Source organism: Kutzneria chonburiensis, assembly GCF_028622115.1.
Classification (GTDB): domain Bacteria; phylum Actinomycetota; class Actinomycetes; order Mycobacteriales; family Pseudonocardiaceae; genus Kutzneria; species Kutzneria chonburiensis.
Genome location: NZ_CP097263.1, coordinates 10,297,572 through 10,318,678 on the forward strand (window position 1 = coordinate 10,297,572; position 21,107 = coordinate 10,318,678).

The window sequence follows — 21,107 nt, forward strand, 5'->3', positions numbered from 1 at the left end:
AGTTGGGGACTATGCCGGATCCGGTGTGCCGTCGGCGTGATCCACCGTGACGTAGCCGCGGCGGACGGTGCGGTCGAGGATGCCGAGGGTGGCGCGCAGGGACTTCTGGTCGATGACGGGGAAGATGCCGAGCTTGCGCCAGTCGTCGTTGATGTCGGACCAGTCGTAGTACGAGGTGACGAGGGTGCCGTCGGCGGTGGGGGAGAGGCGGTAGCCGAAGACGTGGCCGATGCCGGGGCGGATGGTGCCGAGGATGGTCCACGCGATCTCGGCGGAGGGCGAGAAGGCGGTGATGGTGACGGTGACGTCGTAGCGGCCCATGGGCAGGTCGCCGAGCCCCTCGCGGTCCATGTGCACGAGGAACTGGGAGCCGACGGCGGTGACGCGAGGCCCCTCGGCGTCCATGAGCATGCCGGAAGCGTCGATGGCGACGTGGCCCTGGGGATCGGTGAGCACGGCGAAGATGGCTTCGGGCGGGGCGGAGATGGTGCGGCTGACCTCGATGCGGTCCATGACGGCCTCCCTATCTTGTCGGTGACTAGATTGGGTGACGGGGATGCATCTTGTCAATGGCTAGATTAGGGTGGGGGCGTGACCGACAGCTATCACCACGGGGACCTGCGCCGGCAGGTGTTGACGGCGGCGGCGGAGGTGATCGCGGAGCACGGGGTGGCGGCGGTGAGCCTGCGGGATCTGGCCCGCCAGGCGGGGGTGTCGCACGCGGCGCCGGCGCATCACTTCGGCAACAAGACGGGACTGCTGACGGCGCTGGCGGCGGAAGGCTTCGAACGGCTGGCCGACGAGCTGGGGGCGGCGGACGGGCTGCGGGAGATGGGGGTGGCCTACGTCCGGTTCGCGCTGGAACATCCGGCCCATTTCCGGGTGATGTTCGATTCCGACCTGCTCGACGCGGACAACCCGGATCTGGTGGCGGCACGGGCGAATACGCGGCAGAGGCTGAGGGCGGGAGTGGGGGACCGGCCCGAGCAGGCGTTGGCGGCGTGGTCGCTGGCGCACGGGTTTGCCACGCTTCGCTTGGGGGGCAACGTAATCGGCGACGACGCGGCGGAGATCTTCCGCGGCATCGCGGCGACGGTGTTCCAGGGCTGAATGCGACGCACCGCACATTCGGGATGTGCGGCCCAAGAAGGACCTCTACCCTGGGAAAAAGCTCGCGACGGGGGAGGTTCGCGATGTTTCGCCACCGCTACCACATTCTGGTGATGAGCAAGGACAACGGGCGTCCGTTCGGACTGGTCCGGGTGCGCAAGGGGCAGCCGCCGACCGCGGGCATGGACTACTACACGCCGGACAAGGGCTGGCAGCACCTGAAGTGGCCGTCGGCGATCAAGCTGACCGGTCCGCGCCGCAGCACGCAGCCGATCTCGGTGTGGCGGGTCCGCGGCGCCAAACGGTCGGTGGCCCGCCGGGAGAAGAACTTCGAGTACCACTACTACGTTGTCGTGACGGACCGCCGTCCGAAGGACGATCCGTACGCGCTGATCCGCCGGTGGGTGCCGGAAACGGGGCCGGGCCGCGACCAGGAGTTCACGCCGAAGCTGGACTGGGAGCACACGCTGATCCTCGACGACATCGGCCGGGACAAACTGGACGGCGAGTCGGAACGGATCACCGAGGAGGAGGCGCAGCGGTACGTCGAGCTGTTCACCCGCCGCTACCAGGAAAGAGGGGCCCAGTGACGGAATATCGGTACTTCCTGGTGATGACCTTCGGCAAGTGGCGGCGCAAGCGCCCGTCGGCGCTGGTGCGGCGGTGGGGGCCGGTTCCCCTCGAACAGGAGCAGTGGTTCGCCGCGCCCAAGGGGTGGGCGCCGGCGGACGGCATCTGGGCCACCTTCGACCGGGTGGAACACGTGGAGAAGCCGATCACCGAGCAGCAGGCGGCGCGGTACGAGGCGTACTTCACCCGGAGTTTCCGCCGGCTGCAACGGAGGTTCCAGGGGCCGAACCCGGCGGCGCCGGACTCGCTGTTCCCGCCGGACATGGTGTTCCAGATTAGGGACTGCACCATCACGGTGTCGAAGGAAGACTGAACTCCAGCGCGGTGCGGCCCTCGGAGACGGGGGTCGTGCCGCGCAACACGAGCCCGCACTCGGAAGCCAACGACGTGACCTGGTCGACGGTTCGTTCACGGCCGCCGAAACACATGAGCATGAACAGGTCCATGGCGGTGCCGGCGTGCCCGATCAACGGCTCGATGACGACGATGGTGCCGTCAACCCCGGCGGCGTCGCGGCAGCGGGACAAGATGGTGCGGCAGTGTGAGTCGTCCCAGTCGTGCAGGATGTCCGACAGCACATAGGCATCGGCCCCGGCGGGCAGTGGATCGAAGAAGCTGCCGACTACGGCGGTGCCGCGATCCGCAATGCCGGCGGCGGCGAAGCGGGCCAGGGCCGGGGCGGTCGTCGGTGCGAGGTCGACGACGGTGCCGCGAACGCCAGGGTGGGCCGACAAGATGGCGCACAACAGGTTGCCGTCGCCGCCACCGGCATCGACGACGGAAGTGAAGCGGCCCCAAGGGAAACTGGCGGCGATCTGACCGGCATGGTCGACGAACCGCCACGCCATCTGGGCATCGAAGGACTGACGCAGCGACGGCTGGGCGTCCAGGTCGGCCCAGAACTCGCGGCCGTAGCGGTGGGTGTAGGCGGACGCGCCGGTGGTGATCGTGTGCAGCAGTTCCACGAAGGCCAGGTCCGCGCGTCCGCCGGCCCGGTTGATGTCCAGCAGGGGCTTGACATCGCTCAGCTGAGAGCCGAGAGAAGTCGGCCGGTACCGCGAATCGTCCAGCGTGAAGACGCCGATCGTGACGAGATGGTCGAGCAACCGCCGCAGGATCGGCGCGGAGGCGCCGGTGTCGGCGGCGAGCTGGTCGGCCGTGGCGCCATCAGCGGCGTGTTCGGCCAGGTTCAGAGTCGCGGCCACCCGGATGGCCATGGGAGTGGCCAGATCGGCCATGGACATGATCGACGGCAGACCCATGACATCGAGGCTACCCGGCCGGGCAACTCAATAAGACAGGCCCGACTGCTGCTCCTGCACGGTAAACCAGCGCCACTCGGTGAACTCCTCGACGTTGGCCACGCCGCCGAACCGGCCGCCGGTGCCGGACGACCCGGTGCCGCCGAGCGGGATGTGCGGCTCGTCGTTGATGGTCTGGTCCCCGACGTGCACCATGCCGGTCCGCAGCCGCCCGGCGACGGCCAGCCCCCGCGCCGCGGATCCGGTGTAGATGCCGGCGGTGAGGCCGTATTCGGTGCGGTTGGCCAACTCGACGGCCTCGTCCTCGGTGAGCACGGTCGGCCGGTAGAACGGCGCGGCGGTCTCCCCGCCGGCCACCGCCCGCGCCCCCGGCGGCCACGGTGGCGTCGACGATGTCGGCCACCTTGGCCAGCTGGCACCCGTTGGGGATGGGTCCGATGTGGACGGACGGGCCGTTCGTCGGTTTCTCAGAGGAGATGCCGATGGCGCGGCGGTACTTCCGGTCCTGCTGGGGGATCACCCCGCCGGCGCCGGTCGTGACCATTGCCGACATCCGGTCGGTCGTCTCACTGGTCGAGACGGGCCTGCTGTCGGTGGTGCCCGGTTTCATGGCCCGCCCGTGCTCAATGCGAAACCACCTGGCCTGCGTGCGCGGCCGGCAGAACCGGCCGCACATCGCCGCCGCCCTCGAGCACCTGCTCGCGGGCGCTCCCGCTACTGGTGGCTGACCGCCGTCGGCGCGATGACCAGGATCACCCGGTCCGCCGCGTCCGGCGGCGCGCCGCGGTTCACGCCGTAGCGTTCGGCCAGCGTCACGAAGAAGGCCGCGGTCGGGTCCTTCTCGATCTCGACCACCGTGCCGCGCACCTCGAGGTAGCGGAACGGTGAGTCGGGGTCGCTGACCGCGATCGACACGTGCGGGTCGAACTCCACGTTGCGGTACTTCTGTCGTTTGGTGGTGTGCGTGAGCCGGATGTGCTGGCCGTCCCACTGGAACCACATCGGGTTCACCTGGATGGAGCCGTCGGGACGGCGCGTCCCGAAGTGGCCGTACAGCGGCCGTTCCAGCAGGTCCTGGTGCGATTCGGGCACCACTGTCATGGGTTGCTTCCTCCCTGGGTTGCTGCTCTCGACCCTAGGGCAGTGCCCGGGCCCGGGCCATCAAGTCCCGGTCGAAACCCATCGGGAGTTTTTGCCGGTGGGCCCGGCCTGGTCAGACGCGGCCGCGTCTCACCCGAATCGGGGAGGCGGTGTTTGGGCCGGATCGGTCAGGGCAGCCTCTCGGTGCACAACCGTCCACACTGGAGGCGAGATGGCTCTCTCGGACAAGTTCAACGAGCTGAAGGACAAGGCCAAGGACGCGGTCGGCCAGCACGGCGACAAGGTCGACGACGGCGTCGACAAGGCCGGCCAGTTCGTCGACGAGAAGACCGGCAACAAGCACTCCGACCAGATCAACCAGGGCGCGGACAAGGCCAAGGAAGGCCTGCGCAACTGGGGTGGCGGCGAGCAGCAGCAATGACCCATGCCGGGCTGGGCCGGCCGGTGACGGCCGGCTCGGCCCCGCCGTCCTGACCGCGCGTGGCCTCGGGGTCAGGCGGTGATGCCTGGCATGTCGGACCGCGCGTCCCGCATGTTCCTGATCAGTGCGGTGGACTTGCCGGCCAGCGCCCCGGCGACGAAGCGGTTGACCAGCGGCAGCCGCGCGGCCTTGAGCGCCACGTGACGGATCCGCAGCTGGGTGCGGGACTCGGGCAGGAACCAGCGGGCCCCGGCCCGGCCGGTGTGCTGCTTCTCCTCGGCGATCGGCCGCCACAGCCGTTCGTACTCGGCGATGGCCGCCTCGACGGGCTGCTCGGCCAGCTGGTGGGCCAGCACGTAAGCGCCGGCGATGCCCAGTGAAGCGCCCTGGCCGGCCAGCAGGGAGACGGCGTAGCAGGCGTCGCCGACCAGCACCACGCGTCCCTTGCCCCAGCGGGGCAACTCGATCTGCGCCACCTGGTCGTAGTAGATCTCGGCCGACGGCGGGCAGCGGTCCAGCGCCGCGGGCACGACCCAGCCCAGCCCGCGATACGCCTCCTGCACGGCCGCGCGCACATCGGCCGGTTGCGTCGGATCCGGCGTGCGGTGCACGGCGAACGCCGCGACCCGGCCGTCGCGCAGGGCGTAGAACCCCATCTGCCGGCCGACGGTGTCGGTGAGGCAGAACCGGTTGTCGATCGACGCATGGATTTCGGGGGCGTCGAACTGGAACGCCGCGGTGTGGAAACCGAGGTAGCGCAACGGAATCTCGCCGAACAGCAGGCGGCGCACGGTGGAATGGATGCCGTCCGCGCCGACGAGAAGGTCGGCCTCGATCTCGCCGCCGTCCATCCCGACGCGGACCCCGTCGCCGTGATCATCGACGGCGGTCACCGTTGTGCCGAAACGGAAATCGACCGCCGACGGCAGGTTCTCCCGCAGCACACGCTCCAGATCGGGCCGCATGATGCTGAGCAGCCGGCCTTGAATCGCCCGGGCGAACTGGGTGTACTGCACGCTGCCGCGCTTCCGGCCGTGCTCGTCGAGCAGACTGGCTTCGTCCACTGTGTACGCGACGTCCTTGATCGCCGGCAGCAGTCCCATCGCCTCGGCGGCGTCGTACCCGGTGCCGAAAAAATCGATCATGTAGCCCTGCGAACGCGGGCCGGGCGCCCGCTCCAGCAGCACGACTTCGTTGCCCAGTGCGGACATCCGGTTCGCGAGGGTCAACCCCGCGATGCCGGCGCCGCAGATCACCACCTTCATCGGTCCTCCTTCGCCTCAGGTCAGGAGCCGGTGCAGGACGGCCCTCACCGCCTCGAGGTTCGGCTGCGCGCCCAGCCCGCGATGCAGCAGCAGCCCGTCGATCGAGGCCACCAGCACCGCCGCGGTCGCCTCGGCCTCGGGCACGCCGCGCTCGCTCAGCCACCGGCCGAACCGGCTGCGGAAGCCGTCGACCACGGCGGCGATCTCCTCGCGCAGCCGCTCGTCGCGGGTGGCCGTCAGGTACGCCTCGATGAACAACAGCGACAGCGGATCGGTGCCGCTGTAGTCGTTCAGCGAGGCCAACATCAGGTCCACCGCTTCGGCCGGCGTGCCGGCGGCGCCGAGAAAACCGTCCAGCTCGGCCAACATCTGCCGCATCACGCCGACAACGGCCTCGTTCAGCAGCGCCGGCAGCGACGCGAAGTGGTAGTGCACGACGCTGGGCGTCACCCCGGCCCGTTCGGCTAACACCCGTGTGCTTACGGCCGTCCAGCCCCGCTCCGGAATCAGTTCCACCGCCGCCGACAACAGTCGTTGTCGAACCTCGCGCCCGCGTTCCGCCGCCGGAGAGGTCACCGCGCTCCTCGTGTAGGTCAGTCGTCCTGTACGACTGCCCTACACGCTAGCACGGTTCCGCCGCGGGCGGATCTGCTCACAGCAGCACCGGCCGTGACCGGGCCGGAAACCCCGGCATTGTCGGGGCATGGCAAACGACGACAGGCCGCCGCAGTTCGACCACCGGCTCCGCGAACGGTTCTTCAGCCAGCGGGTGCTGATCCTCGACGGCGTGCTGGACGACGACAACGGACTGATGCTGGCGACCCAGATGCTGTCGCTGGCGAGCGAGGACCCGCGCAAGGACATCGCGCTGTGGATCCACTCGCCCGGCGGCTCGGTCCCGTCCATGCTGGCGATCCGCGACGTGATGCGGCTGGTGCCGTGCGATGTCGCGACCCTGGCCATCGGGTTGGCGTGCAGCGCCGGGCAGTTCCTGCTCTCCGCCGGCACGCCCGGCAAGCGCTTCGCCCTGCCGCACGCCCGGATCCTGATGCACCAGGGCTCGGCCGGCATCGGCGGCTCGGCCGTCGAGGTCGAGGTGCAGGCCGACGACCTGCGCTACACCAGGGACACCGTGCTCGGCTGTGTCGCCGAGGACACCGGCCAGCCGATCGAGCGGATCTTCGCCGACTCGCTGCACGACCGGTGGTTCACCACCGACCAGGCCCGCGAGTACGGCTTCATCGACCACGTCGTCGCGGACCTCGGCCAGGTCGTGCCGGTCCGCACCCACTCGATGGGACTGGGGGCTTCGGCATGAGCACGTACACGATTCCCAATGTGATCACGCGGGTCGCCGGCGGCGAGCGGATCATGGACGTCTACTCGCACCTGTTGTCGGAGCGCATCGTCTACCTCGGCACCGGCATCGACGCCGGGGTGGCCAACGCGCTGATCGCCCAGTTGTTGTTCCTGGAGGCGGAAAACCCCAACCAGGAGATCGACCTGTACATCAACTCCGAGGGTGGCGACCCGTCGGCGATGCTGGCCCTGTACGACACCATGCGCTTCATCAAGTCGCCGGTCGCGACCACGTGTGTCGGGCAGGCCGTCGCCGCCGCGGCGGTGCTGCTGGCCGCCGGCGCCGAGGGGCGGCGGGCCGTGCTGCCGCACTCCCGGGTGGTGCTGCACCAGCCGGCGGCGCAGGGCCGTGGCACCATTCCCGACCTGATCCTGCAGGCCGACGAGGTCGTTCGGGTCCGAACGCAGCTGGAGAACATCCTGTCCCGGCACACCGGTCACGACGTCGACCAGCTGCGGCACGACACCGACCGCGACCGGGTGTTCGACGCCGAGGGCGCGGTCGCCTACGGGTTGGCCGACATGGTGCGGGCGGAGAAGGTCTAACGGCCCCAAACGTTATGCAGGGAAGGACGCCTTACCTGCATCCAGCGCGGGTAAGGCGTCCTTCCCTGCACTCAGGCGGCCATCAGCGTAGGGCCGGTCGGGCGGCGGAGTTTGCGCACGTCACCGGCGATCTCGATGAGCAGCGTGGACAGCTCGATGCCGAGAGCGCCGGTGACCGCCGCGATCATCTCGCTCGAGGGCTCCTTGCGGCCGCGTTCGATCTCCGACAGGTACTGCGGCGAGATGCCGGCGCGCTCCGCCGTGTCGACCAGGCGTTCGCCCTGTTCCTCCCGGGCCGCGCGCAGGCTGCGGCCCAGCACCTCGCGCCACAGCGGGGCGGGCTCGTGCTTGCGGGGGAACTGGAGGATGTCCGCCATGACGCCATCGTGGCAGTCATCCGCCCGTTCCGTACCTCGCTTACGCTGCCGGCGAACGCCACTGGTAGAGGTCGCGCAGCAGCGCGATCTCCGCGCCGTGGTGCAGGAGTTCGCGGTTGATGTGCAGCACCAGACGGGCCATCGAGCTGTCCGCGAACGGCCCTTCGGCCGGTCCGCACGGCTCGCTCAGGTCCGCTTTGCGCACGCCGTCCAGCCAGGCCTGGTAATTGTCGTCCAGCTGCTTGAGCGCCGTAGTCGCGTCGCCCGGGTAGTCGTGGCTCTGGTAATCCATCGCCGGGCCACCGAAATGCGACGCCACCCGCATGCCGAACACGCCCACGACCAGATGCCCGATACGCCAGGCGATCGTCGTCACCGGCGCCGGTTCCGGCTGCGGAAACTCGAAGTCGATCACCCAATCCCCGCTGCCCGCAGCGATTTTTGTCGTGCTCGTGCCGCGAGGCCGCACGTTCCACGCCCCGGCCACCGGCTCCCAGCGATACTCGTCGTCGGTCAACCCGTCCAGCCTCGGCCGCAACTGATTGGTCCAGTGCCAGTCCACCTGGTCGACGAGCAACTCCGTCCAGTTCAGCTCCATGCCGCCGAGGCTAGCCGGGGTCGCGGACAGCTGCTGTCCTCGATTCGAGCAGGATGCGCACCAACTCGTCGGGCCGCGACAGGAACGGGGAATGCCCGGCGGACAGGCGTTCCACGCGGGAAGACCGCTGGGACATGGCTTCCTGGGCGAACACCGGGATGGCGTTGTCCTTGTCGCACAAGACATACGTGCTGGGCACGGTTTTCCACGCGGCGGCGGCGAGTGGCTCGGTGAAGGAGGCGTAGCTCTGCGGACGGAGCCGGGCGACAGCGTCGGCGGAATCGGGTATGTCGTTGAAGAAAACCTCGGCGGGAGTCAGCGGGGTGACGAAGTCGCCGTCGACCTTCCACCAAGATGGAGGTTGCCCGCCGATGGCGCCGAGCACGGAATCGCCCTCGTCCAACTGGAAAGCGGCGACGTAGACGATGTGGTCCACGCCGGCAGCGGCCTCGGTGACGGGCTGGCCGCCGTAGGAATGGGCGACGACGGTGACCGGTCCGTCCAGCGAGTCGATGGCCGCGCGCACAGCCCGAGCGTCGTCGTGCAGGCCGGCTGGTGTGCCGGCGCTGGGCAGATCGACGGTCCGCACGGCCGCGCCCGAGGCGGCGAGGCGAGAAGCGACCTGCTCCCAGCACCACGAGCCGTGCCACGCGCCATGCACCAGCAGAAAAGTCATGGGTCCCTCCCGGGCCGACCGAACGATGACGCTCATCCCAGACGGCTTGGTGCCGTCCGGCCACGCGGTTTCCGTTAGACGGAAGACGGATCCAGCACGAGATAGCCGTCCAGCCGGCCGACGCGGTCGGTGTCGGGATCGGGCGGCAGGGCGTGGCCGAGGTCCTGCGCCCGAACCTCGCCGATCCACTGGTCGTGCTGGTACTCGTGGTTGATCAAGGCGATGAGCAGCGGCCCGGCAACGATCGCCAGCTGGGCAGGCGCGCCGACGCGGCCGCCGGCGATGTCGCCGATACGCGCGTGCACCCGCGACGCGACGGTGTCGCGGAAGGCGGTGAGGCGCTCGACGGTCGGCAGCACGCCGCGGAACTTCTCCGGGTTGGCGGAGTCCATGATCCCGTCCAGCTCGGGATCGGGGCTGGGCTCGGCGGCGGTCAGGTTGCGCACCATGAAATGGGCGACGTGGGCCTGGTGCCCGAGGTGCCAGCCGATGGCGCTGGAGTTCTCGTGCGGCCGCCAGACGATCTCGTCCGGGCTGAGGTCCCGCCACAGCGCGTCGGTGTAGGCCCGAGCCCGGTCGTACTCCCGGAGCAGCTGGTCGATCTCGTACATCGGGGTCACCACAGGTTGCCGATGATCAGGTTCACGGTGAAGTCGAAGCGCTCGTGCCCGCGGCCCGAAGTCAGCGCGGCGGCGTGCTCGCGGGTGAGCGGGAAGCTGTCCGGCAGGGCCGCGAACTGCTCGATGAGCTCGTCGTGGCTGAGCAGCCAGTCGTCGCCCTGGTGTTTTTGCCGCTGCTGCACGAGCGAGCGCTCCAAGGTGTAGGCGCTGACGTACAGGGAGAGGGCGTCCCGCACCCAGCCGGCGGTACGCGGCGGCATGCCGCCGGCCAGCAGGATGGCCAGGATGCCCTCGCCGACCCGAAGCGTCTCGAGATGGGTGGAGACCACGGCCAGCGCGGCCCGGGAGACGCCGGGATAAGCCAGATACCGGTCCCGGATCTGGCTGTACACGGTCAGAATCTGCTCGCGCCAGCGCGCGGGATCGGGCTCGGGCAGCCGGATCTCGCCGTACAGCCGGGCGATGAGCAGATCGTCGAGGTCCTCCTTGTTGACGATGTGCGCGTACAGCGAGGACGGCCCGGTGTCGAGCACGGCGGCGACCCGGCGAATGGTCAGCGCCTCGTAGCCCTCGGTGGCGATGACCTGTAGCGCGGCGTCGGTGATGCGGTCCGTGGTGATCGGCGGCTTGCGCGGGGCCTTGGAGACGGGCATGACACCAGCCTACCTTGACACGAACAAAGTTCGCCGCGTAGAACTTAGTTCGTGAGTATCGAACTAAGTTCGTCCTGACGGACCCGGCCCTGGGTGGTGCTGGTCGTCGTGGTCGTCGCCGAGCTGATGGACCTGATCGACACCAGCGTGGCCAACCTGGCCGGCCCGTCCATCCGCGCCGACCTCGGCGGCGGCGAGATGACCTTGCAGTGGGTGCTGTCGGCCTACACCGCCGCCTTCGCCATCGGCCTGATCACCTCCGGCCGCCTCGGCGACCTGCTCGGCCGTCGCCGCCTGTTCCTGCTCGGCCTGACCGGCTTCACCCTCGCCTCGCTGGCCTGCGGCCTCGCACCCGGCGTCGGCCTGCTGATCGGCGCCCGCGTGCTCCAGGGCCTGTTCGGCTCGGTGCTGATCCCGCAGGGCATGGCCCTGGTGAAGATCGTCTTCCCGCCGCACCAGCTGCGCCGCGCCTTCATGCCGGTCGGCCCGATCATGGGCCTGGCCACCGTGGCCGGCCCGATCCTGGCCGGCTGGCTGCTGCACCTCGACCTGTTCGGCAGCCGGTGGCGGTCGATCTTCCTGATCAACATCCCGTTCGGCCTCGTCGCGCTGGCCCTGGCCTTGTTCACGCTGCCCCGGCAGGCCGGCGAGGACCGCACGGCCCGTCTCGACGTTCGCGGCGTCGTCCTGCTGACCGCGGGCTCGGCGCTGCTCATCGTGCCGCTGATCCAGGGCCGTGAGCTCGGTTGGCCGTTGTGGACCTACGTGATGATCGCCGCCGGTCTGGTCGCGTTCGGCCTGTTCATGGTGTCCGAACGCCGCAGCAGCCACCCGGTCATCACCCGCTCGCTGTTCGGCAAGCGCAGTTTCGTGGTCGGCCTGCTGATCGTCGCCGGCTTCTACGCCGCTCTGAGCGCTTTTGTGCTGGTCGTCAACCTGCTGCTGCAATCCGGCCTCGGCTGGACGCCGCTGGACACCGGCTTCGCGCTGATCCCGTGGGCCGCTGGCACGGCCGTCGCCACCCTGCTGTCCGGCGCGGTGCTGGCCGAGAAGCTCGGTCGCTCGAGCCTGCATCTCGGCCTGGCCATCGCCATTGTCGGCCTGCTCGGACTGTGGTGGACCGTCGCGCACAACGGTTGGCTGGCCCCGGCCCTCTTCGTCACGGGTTTCGGCACCGGCCTGTTGTTCATTCCGCTGTTCGACTTCATCCTCGGCGACGCCACCCTGAAGAGGTCGGAACCGGCGCCGGCGTCCTCAACGCCGCCCAGCAGTTCGCCGGCGCCGTCGGCGTTGCCGCGCTGGGCACGGTGTTCTTCGCCCGTGTCGGATCGGCCGGCTACTTCGCCGCCGCCGAGCTCGTGTTCGCCATCACCGCCGGCGTCTTCGCGCTGGCCCTGCTGCTGGTCGGACTGCTGCCCAAGCACGCCAAGTAAGGAGTAACGCCATGACCGTTAGTTTGATCACCGGGGTCAGCCGCGTCCACGGCCTCGGCTTCGCCGTTGCCACTCAGCTCGCCGAGTTGGGCCATCACGTGGTCCTCACCGCTCGCGACGTCTCACAGGCCGAGCCCCTTGCCGCCGCACTGCGGCAGGCCGGCCACACCGCCACCGCGCTGCGTCTGGACCTTGTGGACCCGAACAGCATGACCGCAGCCGCCGCCTCCCTCGACCGGCTCGACGTGCTGATCAACAACGCCAGTTTTCCCGTCGACTTCACGGCTTTGTCCGCCCTGGACGCCGACATCGACGCCGTCCGCAGTGCTCTCGACGTCGACGTGCTCGGCCCGTGGCGGCTGGTCCAGACCCTGTTGCCGCTGCTCCGAGGCTCCTCGGCCGCCCGCATCGTCAACGTTTCCAGCGTCTCTGCCCTGCAGATCTCCGCCGGCCTCGACCTCGGCGCCAGCCTGCGCGCCCCGGCCCATTCCTTTGCCAAGCACACTCTCAACGTGCTGACCGAGGTGCTCGCGCATGCCCTGCGGGACACCGCCATCCTCGTCAACGGCGTCGATCCCGGCGCGACCGCCACCCATCCCGAGCGCGGCGACGACACTGACGACCGATCCGCCGCCGAGAGCGCCCGCGGCATCGTGTGGGCCGCGACGCTGCCGGCCGGCGGCCCCACCGGCGGCCTGTTCCGCGACGGCGTGCCCTGCTAGGACGCCCGACGCCAATCCCTTGGTGTCACACCATTGTTAGCGCGAAACACCCGGGTGAAGTAGCCGGCGTCCGGTAGCCCGACCCGGCGGGCGATCTCGCCGATCGGCAGGTCGGTCTCGGCCAGCAGCCGACGGGCTTTGATCATTCGGTGCTCGGTGATCCAGTCCACGACGGTGCGCCCGGTCCGCCGCCGCACGACAGTGGTGAGATGGCCCGGCGTCAGGCCCACGCTCTCGGCGACGTCCCGCAGCGACAGCGGCTCGGTGAACCGGCGCTGGATGACGTCGAACACCTCGGCCAGCATGGTTTCGTTGCTGCGGCGCAGATCCCCGACCACATCGGTGGCCAGCCGGGCCACGTCGACCAGCAGCAGCGTGAGGTGGGCCAGCGCGGCCTGCTGGTAGCCGTCGGCGCGGTCGGCCAGCTCCCGTTCGATGCCGGCGATGGCCGCGGTCCACGCCGGCTGCCGGTCCGGCGGCACATGCAGTCGGAGCAGTCCGCCGCGGATCCCGTGCAGGAAAGGGAAAAGCAGCGGATGCGCCCGCCAGGACGCCTGACCGTCGCCGGCCAGCGCGGCCGGGTCGAAGTACAGTGCGGACGCCGCGCCGAGCCCGGCCGCGCGCGTCGGGTCGATCACCGCGCCGGCCGCCACCACGTACGCGTCGCCGTCGGCGGCCGGGGTCGGCGGCACGCCCACCTCCAGCTCGCCGGCCCGCTCGATGTAGATCAGCACCGGGAAGTCGTGGATGTGCTGCCGGAAGTCGCCGGTCTGGTGCATCGCGTCCATGCGCAGCACCGACACCGGCGGCACGCCCGGCGTGGTCCGGTAGCTGTAGACCGGTACCCCGGTGCGGTACCGGACCGCCCTGGCCATGTCGGTCATGAGCCGAAGATAGTCCTACTTTCGCCAACAATCGACCCGGCATCCTTGGCTGTCAGAGGATCACCATGGAGGCATGACAGAACATCGTCCCTATGTGCCGGCCGCCGGCCGCGACGCCCTCCTGCCGTACTACGACGTGTTCACCAGGCTGCTCGGCGCGGCCCGCGTGCACGGGGCCCTGATCGACCAGGCCGAGCTGGCCGCCGGGCAGCGGGTGCTGGAGATCGGCTGCGGCACCGGCAATCTGACCATTCGGGCCAAGCGGACGCATCCTTCGGTCGAGCTCGTCGGGTCCGACCCCGATCCGCTGGCCCTGGCCCGGGCCGAGCGCAAAGCCCGTGGCCTCGACGGAATCCGCTTCGAACGCGGGTACGGTCAGGACCTGCCCTACGCCGACGACAGCTTCGACCGGGTGCTGTCGGCGCTGATGTTCCACCACCTCGACCGCGACACCAAGATCGCCACGGCGACCGAGGTGCTGCGGGTGTTGCGACCCGGCGGCCGGCTGCACCTGGTCGACTTCGCCGGGCACGCCCATGGGGCGCACGGTTTCCTGACCCGGCGTATGGTGAAGTCCGGCAACCTGGCCGGCAATCACGACGACGGCATCGCCAAGGTGTTGAGCGCGGCCGGTTTCGACTGCGACAAGACCCTGACGCGTCAACACCCCGTGCTGGGCGCCATCACCTACTACCGGGCGGTGCGTCCAGTAGGTTGCTGACATGGTGTTGCTGCTGGTCCTCCTGGTGGCCAGTGTTGTCGTCACGGTGGCTGTCGCGGCGTCCTTCGGCCCCGTGCTGGCCGTCGACCGCGTCGTCGCCGACGGCCTGCACGCCCTCGCCCTGAGCCATCACGGGTTCGTGACCGCGGCGCAGGTCTGGACGGACGTGTTTCAGCCGTGGACGTTCCGGGCAATCCTCATCTTTCTTGCCCTCTGGCTGCTGGCTCGACGTCGGCCCTGGACAGCCGTCTGGATCCTGGCCACCACGGCACTGGCCGGCATTCTCGACAGCGGGCTGAAGGTCCTGATCGGCCGTGACCGTCCACACTGGATAGACCCGGTGTCGCACGCCGTCGGCGGCTCGTTCCCGTCCGGGCACTCGCTGACCTCGGCCATGGCGTGCGCCGTCCTGTTGCGCCTGGCCTGGCCGCTGGTGACCCGCCGCTGGGTCTGGTCCGTGGTGGCCGTTGCGGTGCCTTTCATCACCGGATTCACCCGCGTGTTCCTCGGCGTGCACTACGTCAGCGACGTGATCGGCGGCTGGCTGATCGCCGCCGCGCTGGTGGCCGCGATGACGCTGGTTGATGTCCGCCATCAACCGAACGGTTGATGGCGGTTTCGCCGGCTGGTCGAGTCGCGGGGGAGCGGCGGACCCGGAGACTTGGGGCATGTTCACATCGCGAAAGCCCAGTTCGGACGAGGCGTGGGAAGGCGTGGTCGTCGACCGGTCGCGCGGCCTGACCGACGGCTCGAACCTGTACCGCTATCTCACCGTGCGGTTGTCGACCGGCGAGACCAGGAAGATCCGCGTCGACCGCGGCCTGTGGGACTCGGTGGCCGAGGGCGACGGGATCGTCAAGACCGCGGGCTCGGAGCCGACGAAGAGGTGAGGTGGGCCAGCGCGGCGATGACGCGTTCGGCGATGTCCGGCGGCCACGGAAAGGCGACGGTCACCGCCCGCTGGTGGGCCAGCCCGTGCAGGCCCAACCACAAGGCGACGGAGTCGGCCTCGATGTTGGTGACCTGGGAGATGCCGGCGGCGACGCAGTCGCGCAGCCCGTCGGTCAGCAGTCGCATGCAGCCGTCGCCCAGGGTCTCGACGTCCTGCACCGTCACGGAGGTGTCGCCCAGCGAGGGCATCCAGGCGCCGCCGAACATGGTTCGGTAGCGCTCGGGATGCTCCCGCGCGTAGTGCAGGTAGGCATAACAGCAGGCATACAGCCGCCGCCGGGGATCGTCGTCCCCGGCGGCGGCTGTCGCGTCGCGCAGGCACGTCTCCAGCTCTCCGAAGGCCCGCTGCACCACGGCCAGCATGATCGCCGGCTGGTCGGGGAAGTGCCGATAGATCGAGGGCGCCGCGATGCCGACCCGGCGGGCCACCGAACGTAGCGAGACGGCGCTTTCGCTCCCGGTCTCGTCCAGCAGTTCCACCGCCGCATCGACGATGTCGTCGCGCAGGCGGGCGCCCTCGCCGCGGCGGTTGCGGGGTCGGGTGCTGGCAGTCGCCTCGTCGGCCATGGCCGTGAGCTTACACGTGGAAACTTATCGGTGTGAGGTGTTGCGCGAGTAAGGTTACGGTCGTAACCTTACGGCCGTAATCGCCGCTCACCCGGGAGTTCACATGTCCACTGCCACGCTGTCGCCGACCGCTCGCCGCCGCTGGTGGTGGTTTCTCTGGAGCCTGCTGGCCGTGCTGGCGGCCGGCATCGCCGCCTACTTCGTGACCCCGTACGTGCTCGGCCGCTCCACCATCCCGATCGACCGCGCGATCGTCGGCTACTACACGAGCCTGGTCGTGCACGCCGTGCCCGCCGGGCTGACGCTCGTCCTCGGGCCATGGCAGTTCGTGCCCCGGTTGCGGGCCCGCTTCCCTCGGCTGCACCGGATCACCGGGCGGGTCTACCTGATCTCGGTTCTCGGAGCCGCGGCCGCCGCCTCGTACGCGACTGTGGTCACGCCCAGCGGATTTCCGTTGCAGGTCGCGTTCTCCGTGCTGATCGTGGCCTGGCTGTACACCGCCTACCAGGGCTATCGCACGATCCGGCGAGGCGATGTGCGGCAGCACCGGATCTGGATGATCCGCAACTACACCCTGACCTTCGCCGCCGTCACCCTGCGCCTCTACCTCATGCTCGGCACGGCGCTGATGCCGGTGATCCCGGCCCTCCAGTTCCGTGACGTCTACACCGCGAGCGCCTGGCTCTCCCTGCTGGGCAACGTCCTCGTCGCCGAGTACTTCATCGTCCAGCGCACCCGCGCCGGTCGGCCGCGCGACACCCGTGCCGCGGTTGCCCAGCCGGCGTGACCGGTCGTCGTGGGCAGCGGCGTTGCCCGTTCGACCGGAACCGGCGTCGGCGATCAACCTGTGCCGGGCCCACGCGTCTACCTTGCAAGGACTCCACGAACCTGGAAGGTGCGCATGACTCGGATTCGGACGATCCTCGGCGCCGCCGCACTGGCGGCGACCGCGGCGATGGTGACCGGCTGCGGCGTTTCCAGCGCGACGGGGGCGGCGACGAACACCAGCGCCACCAGCACGGCATCTCAGGTCGCGGCCGGTGCGCCGGCGCGGAACGCCGGCAACGTCCAGGGCAAGATCGGCGCGGAGCTGGTCCACCAGCAGGCGCCCGGCTCGGAAATCCTTGTCGTCACGAACAAGGGCACCGGGCCGCTGACCGTGGACGGCTGGCCGACGCTGAGCTTCCTCAACGCCGCCAACGGTTCCCTGGCGGTTCCGGTGCAGAGGGTTAGCCAGCCCGGCGCGGCCACCAGGACCACCATCCAGCCCGGGCAGTCGGCTTTCGCCGGCGTGAAGCTGATCTTCGGCGACAAGGGCGACAACGACACCTACGTGGCCACCACCACGAACCTCACCATCCCGGGCGCGCCGACCACCGTGGTCAGCCTGATCGGCGACGACGGCCACGCGGCCGAGTACCCCGAGCTGGCCCTGAAGTCGGTGCAGGCGGGCACCTTCCAGCCGTCGATGCAGGGAGTCAGCCCGGACGCCTGGTGAGATACCCCTTCCGATCAGGCCCGCGGATCTTGTACTCTCGCCGCGATGGCTACCTACGTGAGCAGATCGGGGTCCCGTTCGCCAAAGGTGAGTGCTGATGCACCCTTTGACCGCGAACGAGGATTCCCGCCTCCTTTTCTGGGCGCGCGTGCGCAAGTCCGCCGTGCCGCCGTTGATGATCGAGTCGGCGACCGCCCGCCGGATGACCGGCGACTGGGCCGGGGCCTGCGCGGCCGCGCACGTCGACGTGGACCTGTGGCTCGGGGACCTCGACCGGAAGCTCGCCGCCAAGGTACGCGCCGATCTCCGTCACCTGGCTCCTGACCTGCTGCGCTGGCATTTTCCGCGGGTGACCGATGGCCTGTTGCGGCCGGGTCTCACCGTTTCCCTTGCCCGGTACGGCACTGCGCGGCACCTGGTGGCCCGCACGCCGCCGGCCTGGGCGGCCGCGGGCGGGCGGATCAGCCTCGCGCTGTGGGACCCGTCCCGGCCACGAGCCGGGGCGGGCGGACACCCACATCCCCATCCCGACCGGCGTTTTCGCCTCGATCTGCACCGCCACCTGTGGGATGCGCGCCGGGCCGGTGAGCTGGGGGAGCGGTCCGGGGCCAGGCACTGGCTCGCCGGCAGCTGTGCGTCGCATCGATGGCGGGCCGAGGCCGAGTTGATGCTCCGCGCGGAGGGTCGCACGGACGACGTCGTCACCGTGCGGCTCAGCGCACAGCACCAGCTGACGCTGAATCCCGCCACCGGTGAGATCGCGCCCGGCCGTGCCGGTCCGGTGCTGCCGGACGCCGCGATCTGGGTGCCGCCCGACCTGGAATTGTTGCGCAGTGGGCTGATCAACGCCGACCGGCTGCATCCGCTGGTCGCGTCGGCCCTAGTGCCGGATCATCGGCCGCTCCACTCGGCCCGGCCGCCGGACGGCCCGCGCCTCATCCAGTGTTGCGGTGTCACGCATCGAATCGCCTTGGTGGACGGGAAACTCGTCCCGTTGGACCACGATCCCGACGAGATTCGCCGCGAGGAACTGCTGATCGCGTTGGGCGGCACCTCTTCTCCCTGCCTGCAAGCGATTCAGAGCCCTGAGGAACAGGCGGAGACAGCCGCGCGCCAGCTGGCGCACGGGCTGTACCGCGCCGGTCTCGCCGGCTTCGCGGTGCATCCACCCGCTCGTGTCCGCACTTCTCGCGCCCGTCCGCGCCACGCGTCCTCTCGCTGACCTCACCGCGCCTCGCGCGGTCCTGACTCGACCCCAAGGTGACCAAACATGCCTATTGCCATGGAAAATCCGGCGTTGGACGCCGCCGCCGACCTGCTGGCCCTGCTGCACGACACCACCACCGAACCGCGCGCGGACAGCCAGCTGGAAGCCTTGACGCTGGCCGTCTCCGCCGATCTGCCGGTGCTGCTGTGGGGTGAGCCGGGCATCGGCAAGACCGCGGCGCTGAACCATCTCGCCGACTCCCTCGACCTGCCGCTGACCACGGTGATCGCCAGCGTGCACGAGCCGTCCGACTTCTCGGGGTTGCCGGTGGTCGGCGACGATCCCGCCGTGCAGGGCGTGCCGATGGCCCCGCCGGACTGGGCCGTGCAACTGGTTCGGGCCGGCCAGGGGTTGCTGTTCCTGGACGAGTTGTCCACCGCGCCACCGGCCGTTCAGGCCGCGCTGCTGCGCCTCGTGCTCGAACGCCGCGTCGGCACCCTGCGACTGCCGCCGGGCGTGCGGATCGTCGCCGCCGCCAATCCACGTTCGTCCGCGGCCGACGGTTGGGAGCTCAGTCCGCCCTTGGCTAATCGCTTTGTCCATCTACAGTGGACATACGATCACGACGTGGTGGTGCGAGGCCTGGGTGGAACCTGGCCGCGGGCGGCGCTGCCGCGGCTGGATCCGCGGCGGCTGCACGACTCCGTGGCCTTCGCCCGCAGAGCCGTGTGCGAACTTCTGGCCGCCCGCCCTGGACTCGTGCATCAACTGCCGAAGAACGAAACCCGCCGCGGCGGGGCATGGCCGTCGCCGCGGAGCTGGGAGATGACGTTGCGGCTGATTGCTTTCGCCACCGCGGCCGACACCACCCGCGACGTGTTGTCCATGCTGGTGCGGGGCGCCGTCGGCGACGGTCCGGGCCTGGAGTTGTTGGCCAGCATGGATCGGATGGACCTGCCGGACCCGGAGACGCTGCTCGCCGACCCGGCGTCGGCCGTCCTGCCCGAGCGCGGTGACCTTCGCCAGACCGTGCTCGACGGCGTGGTGGCGGCCGTGCGCAAGCGGCCCGATCAGTCCCGTTGGGACGCGGCGTGGGCTTTGTTGGTGCTGGCACTGGAAACCGGCGCGCCGGACCTGGTCGTCGTGCCGGCGACCACCCTGGCCGCGCTGCGCCGTGACGACTGGCAGGTCCCGGCGGCGATCGAGCGGTTGGCCGGTGTGGTGTCGTTGTCGCAGCGTGCCGACCGAGCCGTTGGTGGTCCCAAGTGACCATGGATGAGGAGAAGCTCTTCGCCGCGCGGCTGCACGCCGTCCGGTGTCGGCCGTACCTGGCGACCGCGTTGTTCGCGTTGCACCCGGTGGAATCACAGCATGTGCCCACGATGGCCGTGGACGAACACTGGCGCTGTTACGTCTCACCGCGTTTCGTAGACAGTATGCCGTTGGCCATGCTGGCTGGGGTGTGGGTGCACGAGGTGTCGCACCTGTTGCGCGACCATCACGGGCGCGGCGACCGGTACGCGGCCGAGCACGAGCTGACCGGGCCGGGCGAGCGGCTGCGGATGAACATCGCCGCCGACTGCGAGATCAACGACGACGTGTTCGGCCACGGACTGCCGCGCCCCAAGGGTTCCGTCCACCCGAGAGACCTCAAGCTGCCCAGCGGCCTGCTGATGGAGGAATACCTCGGCCAGTTCACGCTCGGGCCGTGGACCGACGACTGGGCCTGGCTGGAATGCGGCAGCGGGGCCGACGGTCTGGTGCGGCCGTGGGATCTGGGCCCGGACGGCGCGCACGGACTCAGCGAGCACGAGCGGGACGCCATCCGATTCCTTGTGGCACAAGGCATCAAGGGCAACCCCGGCGACGTGCCGGAGGGCTGGCAGCGGTGGGCCGAGGAGGCGTTCCATCCGCCGCAGCCGTGGCGGGAGCTGCTGGGCGCGGCACTTCGCTCGGCCATTTCCGGTGCCGGCGAGGATTACACCTACGGTCGGCCCGCGCGCCGATCGGCCAGCCTGCCCGGCGTTGTCCTGCCCAGCCTGCGCCGCCGGCCGCCCCGGGTGTACGTCATCGTCGACACCTCCGGGTCGGTGAGCGACGCCGAGTTGGGCAGCGCCATCCTCGAGATCGCCGCGATCACTCGTGCGCTCGGCGGTCGGCGTGATCATGTCTCCGTGCTGTCCTGCGACGCCGCCGTCCACGTCACCGGTCCGCTGTGCCAGGCTGAGGGAATCCCGTTGATCGGTGGCGGCGGCACGGATCTGCGCGCTGGGTTCGACACTGCCCTGCGCGGCCGCCCGGACGCCATCGTGGCCCTGACCGACGGGCAGACGCCGTGGCCGGTGGCGCGACCGTCGTGCCGCACGGTGGTCGGCTTGTTCAACCGGCCGCGCCGACCGGAAGACTCCGACTACGTGCCCGATCAGCCGCCGGCCTGGGCGAAGGTGGTCACGGTCGGCTGATTTCCGGCACATCCGACAAACCGTGGCAACCCGCCGTTCGGCGG

30 protein-coding genes are annotated in these 21,107 nt (G+C 69.9%); 17 read left to right on the top strand and 13 right to left on the bottom strand.

Translation table 11 applies throughout. From position 1 onward, the window contains the following. Nucleotides 1-9: 9 nt before the first annotated feature. Nucleotides 10-513, bottom strand: coding sequence for an SRPBCC family protein (locus M3Q35_RS47920; RefSeq protein WP_273939323.1), 504 nt, complete (start codon nt 511-513; stop codon nt 10-12). Nucleotides 514-591: 78 nt separating this feature from the next. Here M3Q35_RS47920 and M3Q35_RS47925 point away from each other — a divergent pair, with 78 nt between their 5' ends. From M3Q35_RS47925 to M3Q35_RS47935, 3 genes are all read left to right on the top strand, one after another. Next, on the top strand, nt 592-1,110 hold the full coding sequence (locus M3Q35_RS47925; RefSeq protein ID WP_273939324.1) for a TetR/AcrR family transcriptional regulator: 519 nt from the start codon (nt 592-594) through the stop codon (nt 1,108-1,110). 113 nt (nt 1,111-1,223) lie between these two features. Continuing rightward, a complete protein-coding gene (locus M3Q35_RS47930) occupies nt 1,224-1,700 on the top strand; it encodes a hypothetical protein (RefSeq protein WP_273939325.1) in 477 nt (158 codons plus the stop codon). After that, on the top strand, nt 1,697-2,053 hold the full coding sequence (locus tag M3Q35_RS47935) for a hypothetical protein (RefSeq protein WP_273939326.1): 357 nt from the start codon (nt 1,697-1,699) through the stop codon (nt 2,051-2,053). The genes M3Q35_RS47930 and M3Q35_RS47935 overlap by 4 nt, the downstream gene beginning before the upstream one ends. Here the strand turns inward: M3Q35_RS47935 and M3Q35_RS47940 are convergent. Both M3Q35_RS47940 and M3Q35_RS47945 read right to left on the bottom strand, forming a co-directional pair. After that, on the bottom strand, nt 2,031-3,002 hold the full coding sequence (locus M3Q35_RS47940) for a methyltransferase (protein WP_273939327.1): 972 nt from the start codon (nt 3,000-3,002) through the stop codon (nt 2,031-2,033). The two genes, M3Q35_RS47935 and M3Q35_RS47940, sit on opposite strands and share 23 nt — an antisense overlap. A gap of 27 nt (nt 3,003-3,029) precedes the next feature. After that, the gene (locus tag M3Q35_RS47945) at nt 3,030-3,359 is read right to left on the bottom strand and encodes an aldehyde dehydrogenase family protein (protein WP_273939328.1); all 330 of its coding nucleotides are present in this window, start codon (nt 3,357-3,359) and stop codon (nt 3,030-3,032) included. 125 nt (nt 3,360-3,484) lie between these two features. Between M3Q35_RS47945 and M3Q35_RS47950 the strand changes: the two genes are divergently transcribed. Beyond that, the gene (locus tag M3Q35_RS47950) at nt 3,485-3,730 is read left to right on the top strand and encodes a hypothetical protein (protein ID WP_273939329.1); all 246 of its coding nucleotides are present in this window, start codon (nt 3,485-3,487) and stop codon (nt 3,728-3,730) included. Here the strand turns inward: M3Q35_RS47950 and M3Q35_RS47955 are convergent. After that, complete coding sequence (locus M3Q35_RS47955) at nt 3,717-4,103, bottom strand: PPOX class F420-dependent oxidoreductase (RefSeq protein ID WP_273939331.1); 387 nt, start codon at nt 4,101-4,103, stop codon at nt 3,717-3,719. The two genes, M3Q35_RS47950 and M3Q35_RS47955, sit on opposite strands and share 14 nt — an antisense overlap. A 211-nt stretch (nt 4,104-4,314) precedes the next feature. Here M3Q35_RS47955 and M3Q35_RS47960 point away from each other — a divergent pair, with 211 nt between their 5' ends. Then, on the top strand, nt 4,315-4,524 hold the full coding sequence (locus tag M3Q35_RS47960) for an antitoxin (protein ID WP_273939332.1): 210 nt from the start codon (nt 4,315-4,317) through the stop codon (nt 4,522-4,524). Between the two features lie 71 nt (nt 4,525-4,595). Here the strand turns inward: M3Q35_RS47960 and M3Q35_RS47965 are convergent, their stop codons facing one another. Further along, the gene (locus M3Q35_RS47965; protein WP_273939334.1) at nt 4,596-5,789 is read right to left on the bottom strand and encodes an FAD-dependent monooxygenase; all 1,194 of its coding nucleotides are present in this window, start codon (nt 5,787-5,789) and stop codon (nt 4,596-4,598) included. Nucleotides 5,790-5,804: 15 nt separating this feature from the next. Next, on the bottom strand, nt 5,805-6,365 hold the full coding sequence (locus M3Q35_RS47970; protein ID WP_273939335.1) for a TetR/AcrR family transcriptional regulator: 561 nt from the start codon (nt 6,363-6,365) through the stop codon (nt 5,805-5,807). Nucleotides 6,366-6,492: 127 nt separating this feature from the next. Between M3Q35_RS47970 and M3Q35_RS47975 the strand changes: the two genes are divergently transcribed. Next, entirely contained in the window at nt 6,493-7,107 is a 615-nt protein-coding gene (locus tag M3Q35_RS47975; RefSeq protein ID WP_273939336.1) for a ClpP family protease, read from the top strand. Continuing rightward, nucleotides 7,104-7,694: a ClpP family protease gene (locus tag M3Q35_RS47980; protein ID WP_273939337.1), complete on the top strand. Its 591-nt coding sequence runs from the start codon at nt 7,104-7,106 to the stop codon at nt 7,692-7,694. Before M3Q35_RS47975 ends, M3Q35_RS47980 begins: the two co-directional genes overlap by 4 nt. 71 nt (nt 7,695-7,765) lie before the next feature. Here the strand turns inward: M3Q35_RS47980 and M3Q35_RS47985 are convergent, their stop codons facing one another. The 5 genes from M3Q35_RS47985 to M3Q35_RS48005 form a co-directional block, all read right to left on the bottom strand. After that, complete coding sequence (locus M3Q35_RS47985) at nt 7,766-8,071, bottom strand: helix-turn-helix domain-containing protein (RefSeq protein ID WP_273939338.1); 306 nt, start codon at nt 8,069-8,071, stop codon at nt 7,766-7,768. Nucleotides 8,072-8,111: 40 nt separating this feature from the next. Then, nucleotides 8,112-8,669, bottom strand: coding sequence for a DinB family protein (locus M3Q35_RS47990; protein WP_273939340.1), 558 nt, complete (start codon nt 8,667-8,669; stop codon nt 8,112-8,114). Between the two features lie 10 nt (nt 8,670-8,679). Next, nucleotides 8,680-9,345, bottom strand: coding sequence for an alpha/beta hydrolase (locus M3Q35_RS47995; protein WP_273939342.1), 666 nt, complete (start codon nt 9,343-9,345; stop codon nt 8,680-8,682). A gap of 74 nt (nt 9,346-9,419) precedes the next feature. Next, on the bottom strand, nt 9,420-9,956 hold the full coding sequence (locus M3Q35_RS48000) for a DinB family protein (protein ID WP_273939343.1): 537 nt from the start codon (nt 9,954-9,956) through the stop codon (nt 9,420-9,422). Between the two features lie 5 nt (nt 9,957-9,961). Continuing rightward, nucleotides 9,962-10,618 (bottom strand): TetR/AcrR family transcriptional regulator, encoded by a 657-nt coding sequence (locus M3Q35_RS48005; protein ID WP_273939344.1) that lies wholly within the window; start codon nt 10,616-10,618, stop codon nt 9,962-9,964. A gap of 93 nt (nt 10,619-10,711) precedes the next feature. Here M3Q35_RS48005 and M3Q35_RS48010 point away from each other — a divergent pair, with 93 nt between their 5' ends. Beyond that, complete coding sequence (locus M3Q35_RS48010; RefSeq protein ID WP_273939345.1) at nt 10,712-12,058, top strand: MFS transporter; 1,347 nt, start codon at nt 10,712-10,714, stop codon at nt 12,056-12,058. Nucleotides 12,059-12,062: 4 nt separating this feature from the next. After that, nucleotides 12,063-12,773, top strand: coding sequence for an SDR family NAD(P)-dependent oxidoreductase (locus M3Q35_RS48015; protein WP_273939346.1), 711 nt, complete (start codon nt 12,063-12,065; stop codon nt 12,771-12,773). Here the strand turns inward: M3Q35_RS48015 and M3Q35_RS48020 are convergent. Then, on the bottom strand, nt 12,770-13,657 hold the full coding sequence (locus tag M3Q35_RS48020; RefSeq protein WP_273939347.1) for a helix-turn-helix transcriptional regulator: 888 nt from the start codon (nt 13,655-13,657) through the stop codon (nt 12,770-12,772). The genes M3Q35_RS48015 and M3Q35_RS48020 overlap by 4 nt on opposite strands. A gap of 73 nt (nt 13,658-13,730) precedes the next feature. On the opposite strand from M3Q35_RS48020, the gene M3Q35_RS48025 reads away from it, so the two are divergent. The 3 genes from M3Q35_RS48025 to M3Q35_RS48035 are packed head-to-tail and all read left to right on the top strand — an operon-like array spanning nt 13,731 to nt 15,268. Beyond that, entirely contained in the window at nt 13,731-14,378 is a 648-nt protein-coding gene (locus tag M3Q35_RS48025; protein ID WP_273939348.1) for a class I SAM-dependent methyltransferase, read from the top strand. Between the two features lies 1 nt (nt 14,379). Next, nucleotides 14,380-14,988 carry a phosphatase PAP2 family protein gene (locus M3Q35_RS48030; protein ID WP_273939349.1) on the top strand — a complete coding sequence of 203 codons (609 nt, stop codon included), beginning with the start codon at nt 14,380-14,382 and terminating at the stop codon, nt 14,986-14,988. Nucleotides 14,989-15,046: 58 nt separating this feature from the next. Further along, on the top strand, nt 15,047-15,268 hold the full coding sequence (locus M3Q35_RS48035) for a DUF7489 domain-containing protein (RefSeq protein WP_273939350.1): 222 nt from the start codon (nt 15,047-15,049) through the stop codon (nt 15,266-15,268). On the opposite strand, the gene M3Q35_RS48040 is transcribed toward M3Q35_RS48035, so the two are convergent. Beyond that, complete coding sequence (locus M3Q35_RS48040; protein ID WP_273939351.1) at nt 15,234-15,896, bottom strand: TetR/AcrR family transcriptional regulator; 663 nt, start codon at nt 15,894-15,896, stop codon at nt 15,234-15,236. The two genes, M3Q35_RS48035 and M3Q35_RS48040, sit on opposite strands and share 35 nt — an antisense overlap. A 103-nt stretch (nt 15,897-15,999) precedes the next feature. Here M3Q35_RS48040 and M3Q35_RS48045 point away from each other — a divergent pair, with 103 nt between their 5' ends. From M3Q35_RS48045 to M3Q35_RS48065, 5 genes are all read left to right on the top strand, one after another. After that, nucleotides 16,000-16,683 (top strand): DUF2306 domain-containing protein, encoded by a 684-nt coding sequence (locus tag M3Q35_RS48045; protein ID WP_273939352.1) that lies wholly within the window; start codon nt 16,000-16,002, stop codon nt 16,681-16,683. 114 nt (nt 16,684-16,797) lie between these two features. After that, the gene (locus tag M3Q35_RS48050) at nt 16,798-17,394 is read left to right on the top strand and encodes a DUF4232 domain-containing protein (protein ID WP_273939353.1); all 597 of its coding nucleotides are present in this window, start codon (nt 16,798-16,800) and stop codon (nt 17,392-17,394) included. Nucleotides 17,395-17,491: 97 nt separating this feature from the next. Further along, complete coding sequence (locus M3Q35_RS48055) at nt 17,492-18,616, top strand: hypothetical protein (RefSeq protein ID WP_273939354.1); 1,125 nt, start codon at nt 17,492-17,494, stop codon at nt 18,614-18,616. Between the two features lie 48 nt (nt 18,617-18,664). After that, nucleotides 18,665-19,870: an AAA family ATPase gene (locus M3Q35_RS48060; RefSeq protein WP_273939356.1), complete on the top strand. Its 1,206-nt coding sequence runs from the start codon at nt 18,665-18,667 to the stop codon at nt 19,868-19,870. Nucleotides 19,871-19,872: 2 nt separating this feature from the next. Then, nucleotides 19,873-21,063, top strand: coding sequence for a vWA domain-containing protein (locus tag M3Q35_RS48065; RefSeq protein ID WP_273944744.1), 1,191 nt, complete (start codon nt 19,873-19,875; stop codon nt 21,061-21,063). The last annotated feature ends 44 nt before the right edge of the window (nt 21,064-21,107 follow it).